16 protein-coding genes, 1 tRNA gene and 1 pseudogene are annotated in these 19,281 nt (G+C 41.0%); 9 read left to right on the top strand and 9 right to left on the bottom strand.

Going from position 1 to position 19,281, the window contains the following annotated elements; genetic code table 11:
• Position 1 precedes the first annotated feature (1 nt).
• A complete protein-coding gene (locus ACTG7X_RS02730; protein WP_439257000.1) occupies positions 2-469 on the bottom strand; it encodes a YhcH/YjgK/YiaL family protein in 468 nt (155 codons plus the stop codon).
• A gap of 72 nt (positions 470-541) precedes the next feature.
• On the bottom strand, positions 542-1,540 hold the full coding sequence (gene yiaK, locus ACTG7X_RS02725) for a 3-dehydro-L-gulonate 2-dehydrogenase (protein ID WP_439256999.1): 999 nt from the start codon (positions 1,538-1,540) through the stop codon (positions 542-544).
• A gap of 209 nt (positions 1,541-1,749) precedes the next feature.
• Here yiaK and ACTG7X_RS02720 point away from each other — a divergent pair, with 209 nt between their 5' ends.
• Entirely contained in the window at positions 1,750-2,550 is an 801-nt protein-coding gene (locus ACTG7X_RS02720; protein ID WP_439256998.1) for an IclR family transcriptional regulator, read from the top strand.
• Between the two features lie 72 nt (positions 2,551-2,622).
• Here ACTG7X_RS02720 and tkt read toward each other — a convergent pair whose 3' ends face one another.
• Together tkt and ACTG7X_RS02710 are read right to left on the bottom strand one after the other, a co-directional pair.
• Entirely contained in the window at positions 2,623-4,623 is a 2,001-nt protein-coding gene (gene tkt / locus ACTG7X_RS02715; RefSeq protein WP_439256997.1) for a transketolase, read from the bottom strand.
• Positions 4,624-4,885: 262 nt separating this feature from the next.
• Entirely contained in the window at positions 4,886-6,388 is a 1,503-nt protein-coding gene (locus ACTG7X_RS02710) for a helicase HerA-like C-terminal domain-containing protein (protein ID WP_439256995.1), read from the bottom strand.
• Positions 6,389-6,554: 166 nt separating this feature from the next.
• Here ACTG7X_RS02710 and dprA point away from each other — a divergent pair, with 166 nt between their 5' ends.
• The gene (gene dprA / locus ACTG7X_RS02705; RefSeq protein WP_439256994.1) at positions 6,555-7,655 is read left to right on the top strand and encodes a DNA-processing protein DprA; all 1,101 of its coding nucleotides are present in this window, start codon (positions 6,555-6,557) and stop codon (positions 7,653-7,655) included.
• A 37-nt stretch (positions 7,656-7,692) separates the two neighbouring features.
• Here the strand turns inward: dprA and pdxH are convergent, their stop codons facing one another.
• Complete coding sequence (pdxH, locus tag ACTG7X_RS02700) at positions 7,693-8,325, bottom strand: pyridoxamine 5'-phosphate oxidase (protein WP_439256993.1); 633 nt, start codon at positions 8,323-8,325, stop codon at positions 7,693-7,695.
• A gap of 324 nt (positions 8,326-8,649) precedes the next feature.
• Here pdxH and recA point away from each other — a divergent pair, with 324 nt between their 5' ends.
• On the top strand, positions 8,650-9,768 hold the full coding sequence (gene recA / locus ACTG7X_RS02695; protein WP_439256992.1) for a recombinase RecA: 1,119 nt from the start codon (positions 8,650-8,652) through the stop codon (positions 9,766-9,768).
• Positions 9,769-9,846: 78 nt separating this feature from the next.
• Positions 9,847-10,305, top strand: a complete 459-nt coding sequence (recX, locus tag ACTG7X_RS02690; protein ID WP_439256991.1) for a recombination regulator RecX — start codon at positions 9,847-9,849, stop codon at positions 10,303-10,305.
• 7 nt (positions 10,306-10,312) lie between these two features.
• Here recX and ACTG7X_RS02685 read toward each other — a convergent pair.
• Positions 10,313-10,407, bottom strand: a tRNA-Sec gene (locus ACTG7X_RS02685).
• A 107-nt stretch (positions 10,408-10,514) separates the two neighbouring features.
• Here ACTG7X_RS02685 and selA point away from each other — a divergent pair.
• The 5 genes from selA (at position 10,515) to ACTG7X_RS02660 (ending at position 17,171) form a co-directional block, all read left to right on the top strand.
• On the top strand, positions 10,515-11,906 hold the full coding sequence (gene selA, locus ACTG7X_RS02680; RefSeq protein WP_439256990.1) for an L-seryl-tRNA(Sec) selenium transferase: 1,392 nt from the start codon (positions 10,515-10,517) through the stop codon (positions 11,904-11,906).
• On the top strand, positions 11,903-13,759 hold the full coding sequence (gene selB / locus ACTG7X_RS02675) for a selenocysteine-specific translation elongation factor (RefSeq protein WP_439256989.1): 1,857 nt from the start codon (positions 11,903-11,905) through the stop codon (positions 13,757-13,759). The genes selA and selB overlap by 4 nt, the downstream gene beginning before the upstream one ends.
• 52 nt (positions 13,760-13,811) lie before the next feature.
• Positions 13,812-14,747, top strand: a complete 936-nt coding sequence (locus tag ACTG7X_RS02670; RefSeq protein WP_439256987.1) for a glycosyltransferase — start codon at positions 13,812-13,814, stop codon at positions 14,745-14,747.
• 246 nt (positions 14,748-14,993) lie between these two features.
• Positions 14,994-16,229, top strand: a complete 1,236-nt coding sequence (locus tag ACTG7X_RS02665) for an ATP-binding protein (protein ID WP_439256986.1) — start codon at positions 14,994-14,996, stop codon at positions 16,227-16,229.
• Positions 16,230-16,247: 18 nt separating this feature from the next.
• Positions 16,248-17,171, top strand: coding sequence for a glycosyltransferase (locus tag ACTG7X_RS02660; protein ID WP_439256985.1), 924 nt, complete (start codon positions 16,248-16,250; stop codon positions 17,169-17,171).
• Positions 17,172-17,252: 81 nt separating this feature from the next.
• On the opposite strand, the pseudogene modC reads toward ACTG7X_RS02660, so the two are convergent.
• From modC to gpt, 3 genes and pseudogenes are all read right to left on the bottom strand, one after another.
• Positions 17,253-17,942 (bottom strand): annotated as a pseudogene (gene modC, locus ACTG7X_RS02655) (molybdenum ABC transporter ATP-binding protein); the annotation flags it as partial.
• A complete protein-coding gene (gene modB, locus ACTG7X_RS02650) occupies positions 17,929-18,645 on the bottom strand; it encodes a molybdate ABC transporter permease subunit (RefSeq protein WP_439256984.1) in 717 nt (238 codons plus the stop codon). The pseudogene modC and the gene modB, both read right to left, overlap by 14 nt.
• A 63-nt stretch (positions 18,646-18,708) precedes the next feature.
• Positions 18,709-19,167: a xanthine phosphoribosyltransferase gene (gpt, locus tag ACTG7X_RS02645; protein WP_439256983.1), complete on the bottom strand. Its 459-nt coding sequence runs from the start codon at positions 19,165-19,167 to the stop codon at positions 18,709-18,711.
• Between the last annotated feature and the right edge of the window lie 114 nt (positions 19,168-19,281).

Here is a 19,281-nt window from a genome sequence, read left to right as displayed (position 1 = left end):
TTTATTCCTCCAATTCACTCAAGGCGACTTTCACCACCACTTTACGAATCAAACCCGTTTCATCTGCACGGCACGCACCGCGGTGAATATCTTCTGGGAAATACACCGCAAAATTGCCGTCTTTAAACACAAATTCTTGTTCATTTTCTGCCGATTGATAAAACAGAATGTCGTTTTCGTCACTATAATCTTCCGCCACAGGATTATTGCCTAAATCAACAGCGACCGCCATACGCTCAGAACCACGATGCCAATATTGCACATCTAAATATTTGCGATGCACTTCGGGCAAATAGTTAGATTTTTCTTTGGTTTGCAAATCAAGCACTTGCACATAAGAATCGCCATGCAACGGATAACGCCCTGCTTCAAGGGAGTCAATATCTGTATTTTTTAAATAATCAAAAGCACGCAAAATCGCTTCAGGATAGCGATTGCGTTCAATTTTATTAATGTGTCCGAAAAACATATTTTTAATCCTCAAAAAATGAACATAAAATTAACCGCACTTTGGGCTGATTTGCCAAAGTGCGGTGTAAAATTACAGAGATTTTAACTTCGCCCAAACAGTATCGTCTACTGGGATACCGTTCGCTTTGTTGTCCGCTAAAATCGCCGTGAACTCATGTCCTGGTAAACGCACAGGTTGGTTCGGATCAACAGGTTCTGCGGTACGCACATAATCCATAATGCGATTGAGTTTTTCATCTTTGGTTTTGCCATCAATTAAACGATCCACTTCGATAGCGATAAACACTTGGGATACACAGTATTCATCGTCTTTATCTTCTGTCACGGCGGCAGTAGATTCCCCGTTAGATAAAAGTGTTGCAATCATATCTAACACGATAGACAAGCCAGACCCTTTCCAGAAGCCCATTGGCATTAAGCGGCGGTTTTTCTCCACTGTCGCAGGATCGCGAGTTGGGTTATTGTCATCATCAAACCCTGCGTCCACGAAAGTTTGACGACCTTGCAAGCGATGCACTTCCAACATACCGTAAGAATACATAGAACAAGACATATCCACCATAGTAATTGGTGAAGTTGGCACCGCAATAATTAATGGGTTAGTCCCCACACGGCATTCTTTTGCTCCCCAAGGTGGCATAACTGCAAGAGCGTTAGTCCAACATACGCCGATATAACCTTGTTCCGCTGCTTGCCAGCCATAAGAACCGCCACGCATCCAGTGGTTTGCATTGCGTAACGCCACCACACCGATACCGTTTTGTTTCGCCAATTCAATAGCACGATCCATCATTTTTTTCGCGGTTAAGTTACCAATGGCTTGGTGAGCATCCCATTGTTCAATAGCCCCTAAGCCCATCACTTTCGTTGGTTCAGCTTCTGGTTTTACATCGCCATTTTCCAATTGTTGAATAAAACGTGGAAAACGGTTTACCCCGTGGGAATATGCCCCAGCTTGTGTCGTGTCAGCAAACACAGTGGCACATTCTTCCGCAATATCTTCACGCACATTGCGAGCGAGTAAGACACGTTTAAATTCGGCTTTAAGTTCTTGATAAGATACTTTCATTTTTTGCTCCAAGTTTTTTTAAATTTCAAATTGTAAAATCACGTTCCATAAAGTACACTTATCAATCATAAAAGTCAATTTAAGCAATAAAATATAAATATCTATAAATCAATAGGTTATATATTATTTTTTAAATTTGTGAGCTAGATCTCATTTTTATAGAAAAGTATTTCACATAGTGAAACGATAACAAGGATGTGGGGGAAATTATGCAAAATGAAGAAAAAAACACAGGGAATCAAAGCCTTATTCGTGGACTAAAACTATTGGATCTATTGAGTGATTATCCTAACGGTTGTCCATTAGCCAAATTAGCCGAATTATCGCAACTGAATAAAAGCACGGTACACCGTTTATTGCAAGGTTTGCAAGCAGAGGGCTATATTAAACAAACCAACACTCAAGGCAGTTATCGCTTAACTACTAAATGCCTTAATCTCGGTCAGAAAACGCTTTCTTCCTTTAACATCATCAATTTGGCATCGCCTTATTTAGAACAACTTAACTTAACCCTTGGCGAAACGGTGAATTTTTCCAAACGAGAAGACGACCACGCCATTATGATCTATAAGCTCGAACCGACAACAGGCATGTTAAAAACCCGAGCGTATATTGGTCAATATTTACAACTATATTGTTCTGCCATGGGAAAACTGTATTTAGCTTATGAACATAATCAAAGCTATGTGACTCATTATTGGCAATCGCACCAAGATACCATTCAACAATTAACCAAAAACACCATTACCGATTTACACTTAATGCAACAGGAATTAGCGGAAATTCGCCAAATTCAATTTGCCATGGATAAGGAAGAAAATGAGCTAGGCGTCGTTTGTGTGGCTTGTCCAGTTTTTGATGCGTTTAATAAAGTGGAATATGCGGTGTCGATTTCTACATCCATCTATCGGCTTAGACAAATGGGCGTAGATTTTTTATTAAGTGAAATTCGGAAAACAGCCTTATTGATTTCAAAAGAATTGGGATTTATGGCTGAAATATCCACCTAAAACAAGAAAGTGCAGTGAAAACTAGAATAATTTTCACCGCACTTTACTAAGATTAATCAAATAGTTAGACTATTACAAAATCTCTTTCGCTTTTGCCACCACGTTTTCCACGGTGAAACCAAATAATTTGAATAATTGGTCTGCTGGGGCAGATTCACCGAAGCCGTGCATTGCCACGATGCGACCTTCAAAGCCCACATATTTGTACCAGAAGTCTGCGGTTTGTGCTTCAATCGCTACACGTTTGGTAATGTGTTTTGGTAACACGCTTTCACGATAGGCTTCGTCTTGTTTGTCGAACACGTTGGTGCTTGGCATAGAAACCACACGCACTTTTTTGCCTTCGGCTTTCAACACTTCCGCCGCTTTAACCGCTAATTCCACTTCAGAACCTGTGGCAATTAAGATCACATCAGGGTTGTTGCAACCGCAATCTACTAAGATGTAACCACCACGAGCCACGTTAGCTAATTGCTCTGCTGTGCGTGGTTGTTGTGCCAAATTTTGACGAGTGAAGATTAAGGCACTCGGACCATCTTTACGTTCTACCGCAGATTTCCACGCCACGGCTGATTCTACTTGATCCGCAGGTCGCCATGTTTCTAAGTTTGGAATTAAACGTAATGCAGCAGTTTGTTCCACTGGTTGATGAGTTGGACCGTCTTCGCCTAAACCGATAGAGTCATGGGTGTAAACGAATAACGCACGTTGTTTCATTAATGCTGCCATACGCACGGCATTGTGAGCGTATTCAAAGAACATTAAGAATGTTGCGCCATAAGGAATGAATCCACCGTGTAAGGCAATACCGTTCATAATGGCTGACATACCGAACTCACGCACACCGTAGTTGAGATAGTTGCCATCAACATTGGTGGTTGCACGAATCGGTTTTGAACCTGACCATAGGGTTAAGTTTGAACTAGCTAAGTCTGCTGAACCGCCTAAGAATTCTGGTAATAAGTGTGCGTAGGCTTCGATGGCATTTTGAGACGCTTTACGGCTCGCAATGGAAGCAGGGTTAGCTTGTAATTTTTCCACAAAGGCTTGGCTTTCGGCTGCCCAGTTGGCTGGTAATTCACCACTCACACGACGTTTAAATTCAGCGGCTAATTCAGGATAGGCTTTTGCATAAGCCGCAAATTTTTCGTTCCATGCCGCTTCCGCTGTTTGACCTTTGGCTTTCGCATCCCATTCTGCATAAATATCGGCTGGGATTTCAAATGGGGCATAATCCCATTCTAATGCTTTACGAGTTAAGGCAATTTCGTCATCGCCTAATGGTGCTCCATGGCAATCGTGCGATGCAGATTTGTTTGGTGAACCGTAACCGATAATGGTTTTACAGATAATTAAGGTTGGTTTGCCAGTTTCTGCTTGGGCTTTTTTCACTGCTTCAGCGATTTGCTCTGGGTTGTGACCATCAATGGCTGGGATCACTTGCCAACCGTAGGCTTCAAAACGTTTTTGGGTATCATCAGTGAACCAACCGTCAACATGACCATCAATGGAAATATTGTTGTCGTCATAGAATGCGATTAATTTGCCTAAACCTAAGGTTCCTGCTAATGAACATGCTTCGTGTGAAACCCCTTCCATTAAACAGCCATCACCTAAGAACACATAAGTAAAGTGATCCACAATATCGTGACCTGCACGGTTAAATTGACCCGCAAGCGTTTTTTCGGCAATCGCCATACCCACTGCATTGGTGATACCTTGACCTAATGGACCCGTGGTGGTTTCGACACCTGGAGCATAACCATATTCAGGGTGACCTGGGGTTTTAGAATGTAATTGACGGAAATTTTTTAAATCGTCGATAGAAAGGTCGTAGCCTGTTAAATGTAACAAGCTGTAAATTAACATCGAACCATGTCCGTTAGATAATACAAAACGGTCACGATCTGCCCATTTTGGATTGGTTGGGTTATGTTTTAAGAAACCACGCCATAATACTTCAGCAATATCTGCCATTCCCATTGGGGCACCGGGGTGACCCGATTTTGCTTTTTGAACCGCATCCATACTTAAAAAACGGATTGCATTTGCAAGTTGTTTTTGCGTTGCCATTGTTTACTCCTGATTAATGAGATTGAATGAATATAAACTGATTGCTATTTTACCTGATTTTTCGTGATAAAAGGCAAATTAATACGATTGATGATATAAATAGCTTCAAAATGTGATCTTGATCATATTTTTAATCGCCTTGAATGTTGTTTTTAGCTGTAAACTTTACCATGATCAATTTCTGACAAAATGGGTAATTTTCAGAAAGATATTTGAAAAAGGGTGTTAAAGCCTCACATTGCAAACTCTAACACCTCCTGCCTTATTTCTTCAGCGCCCCTAAAATCCCACGGGTAATTTCCCGTGTAATTTGTGAGCGAATGCTGCGTCCTACGGATTTACTCAATCCACTGACCAATTCTTCTGTCACCGTTAATTTCTCACCACGTTTTTTGGTGCCAAAAATCATGCGACTTAAAGAACCGAATAAGCCCTCGCTTTCTTCCTTTTCTGCCTGCTGTGCTTGTTGTTCTGCCACTTGGTCAAGATTCGCTTGCTCGGCTAACATTTCAAAAGCGGATTCGTTATCCACATAATTATTGTAGTAAGCAAACAGCTCATCATCTTTCACCCAAGTTTGACGTTGTTCAGCACTGAGTGGGGTGAGTTGGCTTTTCGGCGGATAAATGGTGGCTCGTTCAACGGGCGTTGGCATGCCTTTTTCATCTAAGAACGACACTAACGCCTCGCCCACGCCCAAGGTGGTAATGGCGTCGACCACATCCACGCCTTTATTTGCTCGGAACGTTTCTGCGGCGGTTTTCACGGCTTTTTGGTCACGTGGCGTAAACGCACGTAAGGCATGTTGCACACGGTTTCCTAACTGGCCTAATACGGTTTCAGGTAAGTCTAATGGGTTTTGGGTGACAAAATAAATGCCAACGCCTTTTGAACGGATTAAACGAACCACTTGCTCAACTTTCTCAATTAACGCACTTGGTGCATTATCGAATAACAAATGCGCCTCATCAAAGAACATCACAAATTTCGGTTTATCAGGATCGCCTACTTCGGGTAATTGCTCAAATAATTCCGCCATTAACCACAGCAAGAAGGCGCTGTACATGCGGCTAGAGTTAATTAATTTTTCTGAATTCAGAACATTGATCACGCCTCGTCCATCACGGGTTTGTAGCCAATCTTCCAAATTTAACGCAGGTTCGCCAAACAGTTTATCAGCGCCCTCGTTTTCAAGGGTTAACAAGGCACGTTGAATTGCCCCCACGCTGGCCGCAGAGATGTTGCCGTATTGCAGTTGGAATGTTTTGGCGTTATCGGCTAAATATTTCAACATGGCACGTAAGTCTTTTAAATCAATTAACAGTAAGCCTTTGTCATCCGCCACTCGGAATAAAATATTCAGCAAGCCCTCTTGGGTTGGGTTGAGATTTAATAGGCGAGAAAGCAACATTGGCCCCATTTCGGAAATCGTGGTGCGCAAAGGAATACCCGTTTCACCGAATACATCCCAGAATGATACAGGGTAGCCGTTGAGATAATCTTCTCCCCCTAAATCAAATTGTGTAATTCGTTCGGCAATTTTGCCTTGCATGGCACCTTTGACGGTCATGCCCGAGAGATCACCTTTTACATCTACCAAAAATACGGGTACACCGTTGTCACTTAAGGATTCCGCTAATTTGCGCAAGGTGACGGTTTTCCCGGTTCCGGTGGCGCCGGCAATGAGGCCGTGGCGATTGGCCATTTTAGCGTTGATACCAAAAGATTGGCCGGCACTGTTACGTGCAATTTCAAAAATGTTCATAAACTGTCCTTCTGTTGTAAGATATACGCATAATAAGAGAAAAACATTGGTTAGTCAAAAATGAAATTTTTGTGATCTTGATTCCAAAACGAAGAAAAAGATCTCGCTTTTTTTTCATATTCCCCGTAGCCTAAAATTCCTGAAAAATTAACCGCACTTTATACCCATGAAAAATATTGAACCTTTATTACGTCTTATGCAAATCCCCTATCTTGGACCCAATGCGATTCAAACATTGTTAACCCAGATTTCGTTACAAACGTTGCTGAATTATGATAGCGCTGCCTTTCAGCATATGGGGTGGCAAGACAAGCAAATTCAGCGTTGGTTTCACCCTGAACAGAAATATATCGAGCCAGCGTTAGCTTGGCAACAAGCCAGTGATGAACATCATATTCTGGCCTTTAATCAACCTGAATATCCCTCGTTGTTAAAGCAAATTAACAGCGCACCGCCCTTGTTGTTTGTCAAAGGGGCGGTGGAAAATCTTAATCAAGCGCAATTATCTATTGTGGGTAGTCGAGATTGTTCTCATTATGGTGAATATTGGGCGAAATATTTTGCTCGTGAACTCTGTAATGCGGGGTTTATTATCACCAGTGGCTTGGCTATTGGCATTGACGGCTTTGCGCATCAAGCTGTGGTGGAGCGACAAGGTAAAACTATTGCAGTGTTAGGCAGTGGGCTCAACCATATTTACCCGAGTAGACACAAGAAACTAGCCGAACAAATTCTCGCCAATAATGGTACATTAGTGTCTGAATTTTTGCCCATGCAGCCGCCAGTGGCTAATAATTTTCCTCGACGGAATCGCATTATCAGTGGCATGTCGCAAGGGGTACTCGTGGTGGAGGCGAATTTAAAAAGCGGTTCATTGATTACCGCTCGCTATGCGCTAGAACAAAACCGAGATGTGTTTGCTTTGCCGGGTAATTTGCATAATCCATTTAGCCAAGGTTGCCATCATCTCCTCAAGCAAGGGGCCACACTCACTGAAAGCGTGCAAGATATTATTGAAAATCTCGCCCCTTATTCTTTGCCTATGGCGCAAACAACGGCTGCCACAGGCCATGCAGAATTGCCTTTTGATCAGATTGAACCGAGCCACCCTGAACTTTATGCGTTAATTGGTTATCATCCGATCAGCATTGATGAATTAGCGGAGCAATCAAAGGTGGCTGTTGATGTGTTACTTGGTCAATTATTGGCTTTGGAACTGGAGGAGTTGATTGAATGTGAACGAGGACTCTATAAACGGAGGTTGTAATAGTCCTCTCACAAAGGCGCTAAATTTCGCTAATTAGCTACGGTGATAATCTTTCTATGACCCAACTGCCATTGACTAAACGATAGCGGATCCGATCATGTAAGCGACTTGGTCGCCCTTGCCAAAATTCGACCATTTCAGGGATCACCACATAACCCCCCCAATGTGGTGGGCGTGGTATCTTTAAAGGATGTTTAGCGGCAATCATGGCAGCTTTGGTTAGGAGTTGATTTTTGCTTGAAATCACCGCACTTTGCTCACTGGCCCATGCACCTACTTGGCTGGTATAAGGGCGAGTAGCAAAATAAGCATCGGATTGTTCAGGGGATAATTTTTCCACACGGCCCTCAATTCTCACTTGCCGTTCCAATTCGCCCCAAAAGAAATTTAACGCGGCAAAGGGCATATGGGCTAATGCTTGCCCTTTTTGGCTGTGATAATTAGTAAAGAAAACAAACCCTTGTGCATTTACTTCTTTAAGCAGCACCACACGGCTGCTCGGTTTACCTTGCTCGTTGACCGTGGCTAAATTCATGGCCGTCGGTTCACAAACCTTGGCAGTGATTGCCTCATTTAACCAACGTTCAAACTGTTTTAGCGGATCTGCAAGGCATTGTTTACGTGATAAGGCCTGTTTGCTGTAATCTTCTCGAATATTGTGTAAATCCATAGGTACTCCTTTATGCTAATCCATTCACCGGATTTAGGGTAATAAGTGCATTAAATGAGATAAAAGATCATTCCAATGGGGAATAAATAGATTCAAGTTTAGCCGAATCATTTATAATGGCAAGGTTTTTTATTTTACTGACCTAGGAGGCTGACAAAGTATGTTTTTTCATTATCTCCTGTCAGAATAGTAGCGAATATTACTCTAAAATTGGAATCCAGATCACATTTTTGATAAAAAGATCAAAAAAACACTTGATACTGTTTTTAAGAACAGATAATATATGCGCAAATTTACAGCTTAACAACTATTAAGGTTAACACCATGGCAAAAGACGACAAAAAAGCAAAACCCACCGCAAAAGAAAATTCTTCTAAAGAGGACAAAGCCAAAGCCCTTGCTGCGGCACTGGGTCAAATTGAAAAACAATTTGGTAAAGGCTCTATTATGAAATTAGGGGATTCACAAACCCTTGATATTGAGTCTATTTCTACTGGCTCCATTGGCTTAGATGTGGCCTTGGGAATTGGTGGTTTGCCAATGGGGCGGATTGTGGAAATTTATGGCCCTGAATCTTCGGGTAAAACCACATTAACCCTGTCAGTGATTGCCCAAGCCCAAAAAGCGGGCAAAGTCTGTGCGTTTATTGATGCGGAGCATGCTTTAGATCCGATTTATGCGGCCAAATTGGGCGTTGATGTGAAAGAACTCTTTATTTCTCAACCTGATAACGGTGAACAAGCCTTAGAAATCTGTGACGCCTTAGTGCGTTCTGGTGCCATTGATGTGATTATTGTGGACTCTGTGGCTGCCTTAACCCCGAAAGCGGAAATTGAGGGTGACATGGGGGATTCCCATGTGGGTTTACAAGCACGTTTGATGTCACAAGCCTTGCGTAAGCTCACGGGTCAAATTAAAAATTCCAACTGTTTAGTGGTGTTTATCAACCAAATTAGAATGAAAATTGGTGTGATGTTTGGTAACCCAGAAACCACCACCGGCGGTAATGCGTTAAAATTCTATTCTTCTGTGCGTTTAGATATTCGCCGTATTGGTGCAGTAAAAGACGGTGATGAAATTATTGGTAATGATACCCGTGTGAAAGTGGTGAAAAACAAATTGGCCGCACCGTTCCGTCAAGCGGAATTCCAAATTCTCTATGGCGCAGGGATCTCAAAAAATGGCGAATTAATTGAACTCGGTGTGAAACAGAAATTAGTCAATAAATCGGGTGCTTGGTATTCTTATGAGGGTGAAAAAATTGGTCAAGGTAAGGCAAATGCGATGAAATGGTTAGAAGCCAATCCTGAGGCCACGGCGGCATTAGAGGCGAAAATCAGAAAAGCCTTATCAGAAAATCCAGAACAAGCCTTGTTGCCAAATGAGGATGACAAAGATCAAAATGATGAGGTCATTGATGAAACAAATGATGTCGATTTTTAATCCAAAAATCGGTTAATTGTTTAACACGTCCAAAAGTGCGGTGAGAAAGACCGCACTTTTTCCCATAAGGATCGCCTCATGTCATCTCTTGCCTTAAATTATCTGATTAATCTACTGGCTCGCCGTGATTACAGTGAATATGAAGTGCGCTGTAAAATGCAAGAAAAAGCCTTTAGTGAAGAAGATATTGATCAAGCTCTTGAACATTGCCAACAACGAAATTGGCAAAGTGATCAACGGTTTACGGAGAATTACCTGAATTATCGTGCTAACCGTGGTTTTGGGGTGAATCGAATTAAACAAGAATTACGCCAACTAAAAGGTGTCAGTTCAGAAGTGATTCAGGCCGTGGTGGAACAAAGCGAAATCGATTGGTCTGCGATGGCATTGGACGTGTTAAGCCGAAAATTTCCACATTATCAAGATAAATTAGATATCAAAACAAAACAGAAAATTTGGCGTTATATGCTTTCCCATGGGTTTTATGCGGAAGAATTTGCGGATTATCTTGGTTCGGGTATGGATTTCAACGAATAAGCAAAATTGGCGGAAGGTCATGGGAGTCGAACCCACCCAGGACTGCTGGCAGCCCTAACAGGATTTGAAGTCCTGCCACTTCACCAGAAATGACGACCTTCCAACGGGTAGCCACTTTAACGTAATTCCCCTTTTAATTCAAGTCTAGGATAAAATTGTTGTATAATAACCGTATTCCTTAGCCAACAGCAGATAAAACAGGGTGTAAAATGACCGCACTTTTTCAACAATTACCCGCCGTCGATAAGTTACTCAAAACGCCACAGGGTGAAAAACTCGTGGCACAATTTGGCCATACTGCCGTGGCAAATGTTTGTCGCCAACTGTTGCAACAAGCACGAGAGCAAATCAAACAAACGCAGCAACTTCCTGACTATTTTCAGGATCTTGCTTGCACGATCTGCGAAATTGAGCAACAACTTATTCAACAAAGCCAAGTGCAAATCCAATCCGTGCATAATTTGACCGGCACAATTTTACACACCAATTTAGGCCGAGCTTTGTGGTCAAATACGGCGCAGCAAGCTGCAGTCAATGCCATGTCTGGCAATGTGGCGTTAGAATATGATTTAGAGGCGGGTCAACGGAGCCATCGAGATCATTATATCAGTGAATTGATCGCCCAACTGACGGGGGCCGAGGCAGCTTGTGTGGTGAATAATAATGCGGCGGCCGTATTATTAATGTTAGCGACCTTTGCAAAAGGCAAGGAAGTGATTATTTCTCGAGGGGAATTAATTGAAATTGGGGGCGCATTCCGCATTCCAGATATTATGGCACAAGCGGGTTGTCAATTAGTGGAAGTAGGTACTACAAATCGTACCCATTTAAAAGATTATCGCCACGCAATTAACGAAAATACCGCCTTTTTGATGAAAGTTCACAGCAGTAATTATCAGATCTGTGGTTTTACGCATGCTGTCGAAGAGCAACAATTAGCCGAATTAGGGGCAGAATTTCATATTCCTGTGATCAGCGATCTGGGCAGTGGGGCATTAATTGATTTAAGCCAATATGGCTTACCGAAAGAGCCGACCGTGCAAGAAAAATTGGCTCAAGGGGTGGATTTAATTTCATTTTCGGGGGATAAATTACTCGGGGGCGTACAAGCGGGCATTATCGTGGGCAAAAAAAACTTAATTGACCAACTACAAGCTCACCCGCTTAAACGTGCATTGCGTTGTGACAAAGTGATTTTGGCCGGTTTAGAGGCAACATTGCGTTTGTATTTGCAGCCAGAAAAATTAACTGAAACCTTGCCAACCTTGCATTTACTCACCCAATCTATGACACAATTAACTGAAAAAGCCGAAAAAGTGAAACAGCAGTTATCTCAGCAACTTGCGAGTTTTTCGCTGCAAATCGAAACCAGTTCTGCTCAAATCGGCAGTGGTTCGCAACCATTAGCGACAATTCCGTCGGTAGCGGTAACTATTTCAAGCCAAACGAGCGGAAAATTAACCGCACTTTTACAAGCCTTTAAACAGCTCCCAATGCCGGTGATTGCTCGAGTTGAGCGGGATAAAATCTGGTTAGATATGCGTTCTTTAGCGAATCTTGAACAATTTCTCGTCACTTTAGGGAGCTTGCCTCGCTTATGATTATTGTCACCTCTGGACATGTTGACCATGGCAAAACCGCTTTATTGCAGGCCTTAACGGGCACCCATACCGCCCATTTACCGGAAGAAAAAAAACGGGGTATGACTATCGATCTGGGTTATGCCTATTTACCCGTTGGCGATAAGATTTTGGGCTTTATTGATGTGCCGGGGCATGAAAAATTTCTTACCAATATGTTGGCGGGGTTGGGGGGCATTCATTATGCCATGTTGATGGTGGCCGCAGATGAGGGGATTCAAGCACAAACGGTGGAACATTTAGCCATTTTGCGTCAATTGCAATTGGAAAAAATCCTGCTCGTCATTACCAAAGCGGATCGTGCAACATCAACGCAGATTGAGGCGTTAATACAGAAAATCATAGCAAATTATCCGTTTTTACAAGAAAGTCCGATTTTTGTCACGTCGGCGACAACACAACAGGGAATAAATGAATTACGCGAATTTTTAACCGCACTTCCCAATATTGCTGATCCAAACAAGCCTTTCCGTTATGCCATTGACCGTGTTTTTACGGTAAAAGGCGCCGGCATTGTCGTCACTGGGACCGCCTTTAGTGGTACGGTTAAGCAAGATGATGAGCTGTATTTATCCAATGGTGAAAAAGTGAGGGTAAAAAATATTCATGCCCAAAATCAGCCAAATATGCAAGGCTTGGCAGGACAACGCTTGGCCTTAAACCTCCATTCATCTTTAGCGAAAGAGGCTATTCAACGTGGCGATTGGTTATTTAATCAACCACCATCATCCCCCACCGATCGCATAACGATTGTTCTCAATGCAGAAGTGCCATTACTGGAAAATCAAGCGGTACATCTTTACCATGCCACGAATCACAGTTTGGGCAAATTGTCCCTATTAACCAGCAAAACCTTATCGCCACAAGGTCAGGCATTGGCGGAAGTGATCTTAGATAAACCGTTATTATTGTGCTTTGCAGATAAACTTATTTTACGCGGGGGCGACAATAAACAGCTTATTGCGGGGGCAAAAGTGTTGGAAATTCATTCCCCGAAACGCCATAAACGCAGTGAAGTGCGGTTAAAATACTTACAGAATTTACAGCAAGCAGAAAACGTCACTGCGCGCATTGCCTTGTATTTACAAGAAAAAGCCTGGAAAGTTAACAATTTGTTGTGGTTAGAGCAGTTGAATGAGGAGACATTGACTGAGCTATTAAGCCAAATTCAAGCCGTACGTTTTCAGGATTGGTGTTTTAGTGCATCTTATCAAACCGAAAAAAATCAGCAAATTCTCACCGCACTGTCGAATTACCACCAACAGCACCCTGATCAAGTGGGTTTAGGCAAAGCGCGTTTATACCGAATGGCGACGCTTAATCAGCCAGAAAAATTAATTTATCATTTTATGCAAGATCTGTTAGTGCAAGGTAAGTTACAACAGCGTCGTGGTTGGTTGCATTTACCGGAACATAAAATTGAATTTAATGTTCAGGAACAAGCCTTGTGGAAACAGGTTTTAGGCGAATTTGTACGCCAAAATGGACAACCTTTATGGGTGCGAGATGTCGCTAATGCGTTATCTTATGATGAAACTTCAATGCGGAATTTTTTGTATAAAGCCGGAAAATTAGGTTATTTAACGCCGATCATCCCCGATCGTTTTTTCTTAACGGAAACACTTTATACTTATGCTCGAGTCATAAAAAATTACATTAAAAAACAAGGTGATATTTCAGTAAATCAATTGCGTGATGAATTACAGTTCGGACGTAAATTGACGGTGCAATTAATCGAATATTTTGACCGTTGCGGATTATTACGGCGAAAAGGCAACGTACATATTTTACGCGATAGTGAAATGTTTGATTAATGTGCTATGAACATGGATTTGAAATAAAAGCAAATTATATGAGAATACCCAAATGAACTTTGTGTTTGCCGCCGACAACAATTATCTCCCCCATTTTGAAACCGTCTTAAAATCGGTAATGTGTTATCACGAAAATGTGAATATTTTTCTATTTTACACCAATCAAATTGATATTGACTGGCTAGAAAATATCGGTGCTTATTTATCTAAACGGCAATCTAAACTTTTCCATTATCAATTAAATGAACAGGAATTTGAAAAATTAAACAAAATAACCAATTTTTCAGTAATGACGTATGCGCGATATTTTATCCCGCGTCTATTTCCCTATCAAAAAAATAATCATTGGTGTTATTTGGATGTAGATTTAGTGGTAAATCGTAATTTAAATCACATTTTTGACCTAATGCAACAAGCAGAAAAACCTTATGCCGTTGCTGCGGTAAAAGATGTTTTACCCGTGCCAGAATGCCCTGATTATTTTAATGCTGGCGTTTTATTTTTGGATTCCAATTTATGGGATTTGGATGAAGCCACGCTCATACAGGCAACCCTAGATAATCCGAATCTTACCTATCCTGATCAGGATGTTTTAAATTATTTTATCGGCGATCAATATTGCCATTTAGATAAAGGCTACAATTATTTTATTAACAAATTATATGGCGATATTTTGCAATTTAGCCAAGGCAAAACTCATCAGTTTTGCTTTCCATCTATATTGCACTATATAGGGAAAGTTAAACCTTGGATTACGCCAAATAGCAAAAAAGAGCTGACCGATGATATTTATATGGAACAGGAAATCATAAAATTCACATCTTCCTTTCTATATGGTTTCAATCTATTTGCGTTTTATCGCAGTTTACCTTGGGATTTAATTGTTGAAATGCCATTGAATTATTTTCAACCACTTGCGAAACAAATTTATAAACAGAATTTTGATTATGTAGTGAAAGGCGATGCGGATATTGAGTGGCTGGATTAACTTTTGCAAAAGACCTAAAAAAATCACCGCACATTGGTTTAGCTTAAAATATAATCAAAGTTTTTAGGGTTATACCCAGAAAAAATTGGCGGTTTTTGTAAGTTTTTAGGGTTGTAACCATAAAAACTTTTGCAAAGATCCTTAAAAATCACCGCACCCATTGGTTAAATATCATCCAAAATAGCTTGAAAAACCACAAAATCTAGTTTAATCTACGATACAATCTTAAATTAAACTAGATTTTATATGAAAAATTACTACGAACGCCAGCTATCCCCAGTTTTGCAACGCTTATTGCAACAATTCCCTGCCGTGTTACTCACTGGGGCAAGACAAGTGGGCAAATCTACCCTAATTCAGCAATTATTGCCCAACTACGATTATGTAAGTTTGGACGATCCACTGTTTCTCAGCCAAGCGAAAAACGATCCGCACCTGTTTTTTCTCAATCACCCCAACTTTACTGCGATTGACGAAGTGCAATATGCCCCTGAAATTTTTTCGCTCATAAAACTCAATGTAGACCAACGTAAACAAAATGGATTATATGTCTTATCGGGTTCGCAGGCGTTTGAATTGATGAAAAATGTCAGCGAAAGTTTGGCAGGGCGTGTGGCAATTTTAAAATTGCACGGTTTATCGCTACGAGAAATTACGCAAAATACCTTTAATTTGCCCTTTATTCCAAGCCAAGATTATTTAAATGAAAGATCCAAAAATTTAATTGATTTAGGCGAGCAAAATATTTGGCAACTTATTCATCGTGGTGATATGCCAAGATTATATGAGCAGCCTGAAACCGACTGGCAAATTTATTATGCGTCTTATGTAGCGACTTATATTGAGCGTGATGTTCGCCAACTGTTAAATGTGAGCGATATAGACAGTTTTAGCCGTTTTATGGTGGCAATTGCCGCTCGCAGTGGCGAGTTGCTCAATTATAGTAGCGTTGCCCAAGATGTCGGCATTTCCGTAGATACGGTGAAACGCTGGCTGGCGGTGTTGCACACTTCTGGCATTGTGTATTTATTGCAACCTTATAGCAATAACCACCTAAAACGTGCGATTAAAACGCCAAAAATCTATTTTTTAAATACGGGTTTAATGGCGTATTTAACCAAATGGCTTAGCCCTGAAACCATTCAAAACGGGGCAAAAAGCGGACAGTTTTTTGAAACCTTTGTCGTAAGCGAAATTATTAAATCTTTTACAAATCAAGGCATTGAACCGCCATTGTATTTTTATCGGGATAGCAACCAAAAAGAGATTGATTTAATTATTGAATACGATCGCACGCTTTATCCGCTAGAAATCAAAACCACAGCCAACCCAAATAAAAAACTGGCAACGGCATTTGATATTTTGCATAAATCGCTACCGCAATCTGAATTTACTATTGCTCACGGCACAATTATTAGCCAGTATCCACAAAAAATATGGCTGGCAGAAAATTTAATTAGCGTGCCATTTAATTATCTTTAATCGTAAGAGACCCCTAAAATGAACTTTGTTTTTGCTGCCGATAAAAACTACTTACCGCACTTTGAAACCGTGTTGAAATCGGTAATGTGTTATCACGAAAATGTGAATATTTTTCTATTTCACAGCGAAATATTGAGCGAAGAGTTTATTGCCCACATCGGATCATTTCTAAAACGCCGCAACAGCCATTTTTATTACTATCACTTAAAAGAAGAAGATTTACCGCAATTCAATCATCAAAATTATATAACCAACCTTACCTTTGCCCGCTATTTTATCCCACGATTATTTCAATATCAAAACGACAATCGCTGGTGTTATTTGGATATTGATTTAGTAGTGAATGCGAATTTAGAAAATGTGTTTGAGCAAATGGCAGAACATCAACAGGCTGTGGCTGCAGTTTATGACTCATCGGTGCATATTCCGAGCAATATTCCCCATTATTTTAACGCAGGCGTGATGTTTTTTAATTCGGATTTATATGATCTTGATGAACAAGATCTCGTAAATGAAACCTTACAAAATCCTGATTTAAGCTACCCCGATCAAGATATATTAAATTATTTTATCCGAGAAAATTATTTAGTATTAGATGATAGCTACAATTACCAAGTGATTTATTTATATCGCGATATAACCCAACTTCTCGAACAAAATAAAAAGCAATTTATCTTCCCTAAAGTGTTGCATTTTTCTATTCAATATAAACCTTGGATACGCTTAGATTATTGCGATTATTTTGATTATCACAGCATTTTTACCGATATGCGAACTAATGTATTTTTTGGCAATAATTTATTTGATTTTTACCAAAGTTTAAACTGGGAAATGATTGTTAGCCTGCCGATCAATTATTTCCAACCGCTCGCTAAGCAAATTTATCAACAGAATTTTGATTATGCTGTAAAAGGTGATGCGGAAATAGCGTTAGTGGAGTAGATAAAATCTGATTTAAAAAGGCCGCACTTTGGTAGCCGTGCTCGACTGATCGACGGCATGGTGGTTAATAAAAATAGACTATCGTTTCCACTGTTCAAACAAGGCGCTTTCAACGACATTACTGACATAATCAAAGGCAATCATTTTACCATTTTCCATCAAAATCACTTGCTCTGCCAACGTCGTGAGTTCATCAACGCTATGCGTGACATACAAAATTGGAATTGCAATTTGTTGAGCGAGATTTTCTAAATAGCTTAATAGCTCTTGTTTACGCGGTAAATCTAGGGCAGATAAGGGTTCGTCCATCAGCAACATTTCAGGTTGACTTAATAAGGCTCGCCCAATAGCGACTCGTTGTTTTTCCCCGCCAGACAGGCTGATGGGGTAACGATTGAGTAAATGTTCAATGCCGAGGAGTTGCACAATTCGGTCAAATTCCACCGCACTTTTTCCGTTTTTGGCTTGCATGGCATAGCGTAAATTGCCTTTGACGGAATAATGCGGAAATAAACGTCCGTCTTGGAAGACATAGCCCATGTGGCGTTTATTCGGGGGCAGACAAATCCCTTTTGCGGTATCGACTAATATTTTATCGTCTAACTTGATATGGCCTTGATCGGGGTGGATTAAGCCACTGATTAAATTAATTACACTGGATTTACCCGAACCTGACAAGCCAAAAAGTGCGGTGACATTTTGGCTTGGAATTTGGGCGTTAAGTTGTAATTCAAAATTCCCTAAACGTTTACTTACATTAATGTCTAGCATCAGATTGCCCCAATTTTTGTTGTGTCCGTTTGGCGAGCCATTCGGAAATAATCAGCGAGAGTAACGCAATAATAATGGAAATTAAACAAAGGCGAGCCGCAGCCCCCTCGGCGTTCGGGGTTTCAATAAAGGAATACATGGCGAGCGGTATGGTTTGCGTAACATTGGGAATGTTCGACACAAAAGTAATGGTGGCCCCAAATTCACCAAGGGAACGTGCAAAGCCTAAAATCATACCGGCCAAAATACCAGGGAAAGCTAAAGGTAAAGTGATGGTGTAAAAGGTTCGCCATGGGGAAGATCCGAGTGTCAGGGCGGCTTGTTCAAGACGCATATCAATGCTTTCAATGGCTAATCGGATAGAACGTACTACCAAGGGAAATGCCACTACGGCGGAGGCTAAAATTGCACCGTTAAGGCTAAACCCAAAGGTAAAGCCAAACCATTGCGAAATATATTTACCAATAAAGCCATTGCGTCCCATGGAAATCAGCAGTAAGTAACCGATAACCACAGGCGGTAACACAAGCGGTAAATGCACAATGCCGTTCAGTAAGGATTTGCCCCAGAATTGTTTGCGAGCCAGTAACCATGCAATAGCGATAGCGAATGGCAAGGCCCAAATATTCGCCCAAAAGGCGACTTTTAGGCTTAAAATAATGGCGTTAATTTCCGAGGGTGAGAGTTTTATATAGTCAATCATATAGCGAGTTTGCTTGTTACAAGGGCGGATACACAGATCCGCCCCTACAAATATTTTATGTCATTATTTACGGACAATCGGTGGCACAAAGCCTAAACCTAAATCCCATGGCTGTTCAATCCACGTATTTTGTGGAATATCGACCACGTAATCATCGACCAATGGTGCCCCTGCTGGTTTAGCAAAAACGGTCACAAATTTAGCTTTTGGATACATTTTACGAATTTCACGTGCGGTGTTGCCGGTATCCACTAAATCGTCCACCACGATAAAGCCCTCACCGTCGGTTTGAGCGGCATGTAAGACTTTTAATTCACCTTGTTGATCATGATCGTAACTTGAAATACACACAGTTTCAACATGACGTAGCCCCAACTCACGTGCTAATACAGCAGCAGGAAATAAACCGCCACGGCTGACGGCAATAATGCCTTTCCATTGTGTGGCTGGTAATAAACGCTCAGCTAGTTTGCGTGCGTGCATTTGGAACATATCCCAAGTGACAATATACTTTTCACTCATAATTTTACCCTTAACTTGATTTGAGAGAAATTTAAAAATTGCGTAAGGATACCATTTTCCATAAGGTGAATGCCAGAAATTTTGTTTTTTGCACCGCACTTTTTACGAAAAATA

This window comes from Lonepinella sp. BR2271 (genome assembly GCF_051851515.1).
In the GTDB taxonomy this organism is placed as follows: Bacteria; Pseudomonadota; Gammaproteobacteria; order Enterobacterales; family Pasteurellaceae; genus Lonepinella.
This window is presented reverse-complemented; position numbering and strand designations above follow the sequence as displayed.

Excerpts from the sequence above, each read along its gene's own strand:
- dprA (WP_439256994.1), top strand. The coding sequence starts at position 6,555 with ATGAAAAATATTGAACCTTTATTACGTCTTATGCAAATCCCCTATCTT.
- ACTG7X_RS02730 (WP_439257000.1), bottom strand. The coding sequence starts at position 469 with ATGTTTTTCGGACACATTAATAAAATTGAACGCAATCGCTATCCTGAA.
- ACTG7X_RS02720 (WP_439256998.1), top strand. The coding sequence starts at position 1,750 with ATGCAAAATGAAGAAAAAAACACAGGGAATCAAAGCCTTATTCGTGGA.
- modB (WP_439256984.1), bottom strand. The coding sequence starts at position 18,645 with ATGATTGACTATATAAAACTCTCACCCTCGGAAATTAACGCCATTATT.
- gpt (WP_439256983.1), bottom strand. The coding sequence starts at position 19,167 with ATGAGTGAAAAGTATATTGTCACTTGGGATATGTTCCAAATGCACGCA.
- recA (WP_439256992.1), top strand. The coding sequence starts at position 8,650 with ATGGCAAAAGACGACAAAAAAGCAAAACCCACCGCAAAAGAAAATTCT.
- selA (WP_439256990.1), top strand. The coding sequence starts at position 10,515 with ATGACCGCACTTTTTCAACAATTACCCGCCGTCGATAAGTTACTCAAA.
- ACTG7X_RS02670 (WP_439256987.1), top strand. The coding sequence starts at position 13,812 with ATGAACTTTGTGTTTGCCGCCGACAACAATTATCTCCCCCATTTTGAA.
- yiaK (WP_439256999.1), bottom strand. The coding sequence starts at position 1,540 with ATGAAAGTATCTTATCAAGAACTTAAAGCCGAATTTAAACGTGTCTTA.
- ACTG7X_RS02660 (WP_439256985.1), top strand. The coding sequence starts at position 16,248 with ATGAACTTTGTTTTTGCTGCCGATAAAAACTACTTACCGCACTTTGAA.
- ACTG7X_RS02665 (WP_439256986.1), top strand. The coding sequence starts at position 14,994 with ATGAAAAATTACTACGAACGCCAGCTATCCCCAGTTTTGCAACGCTTA.
- ACTG7X_RS02710 (WP_439256995.1), bottom strand. The coding sequence starts at position 6,388 with ATGAACATTTTTGAAATTGCACGTAACAGTGCCGGCCAATCTTTTGGT.
- tkt (WP_439256997.1), bottom strand. The coding sequence starts at position 4,623 with ATGGCAACGCAAAAACAACTTGCAAATGCAATCCGTTTTTTAAGTATG.
- pdxH (WP_439256993.1), bottom strand. The coding sequence starts at position 8,325 with ATGGATTTACACAATATTCGAGAAGATTACAGCAAACAGGCCTTATCA.
- recX (WP_439256991.1), top strand. The coding sequence starts at position 9,847 with ATGTCATCTCTTGCCTTAAATTATCTGATTAATCTACTGGCTCGCCGT.
- selB (WP_439256989.1), top strand. The coding sequence starts at position 11,903 with ATGATTATTGTCACCTCTGGACATGTTGACCATGGCAAAACCGCTTTA.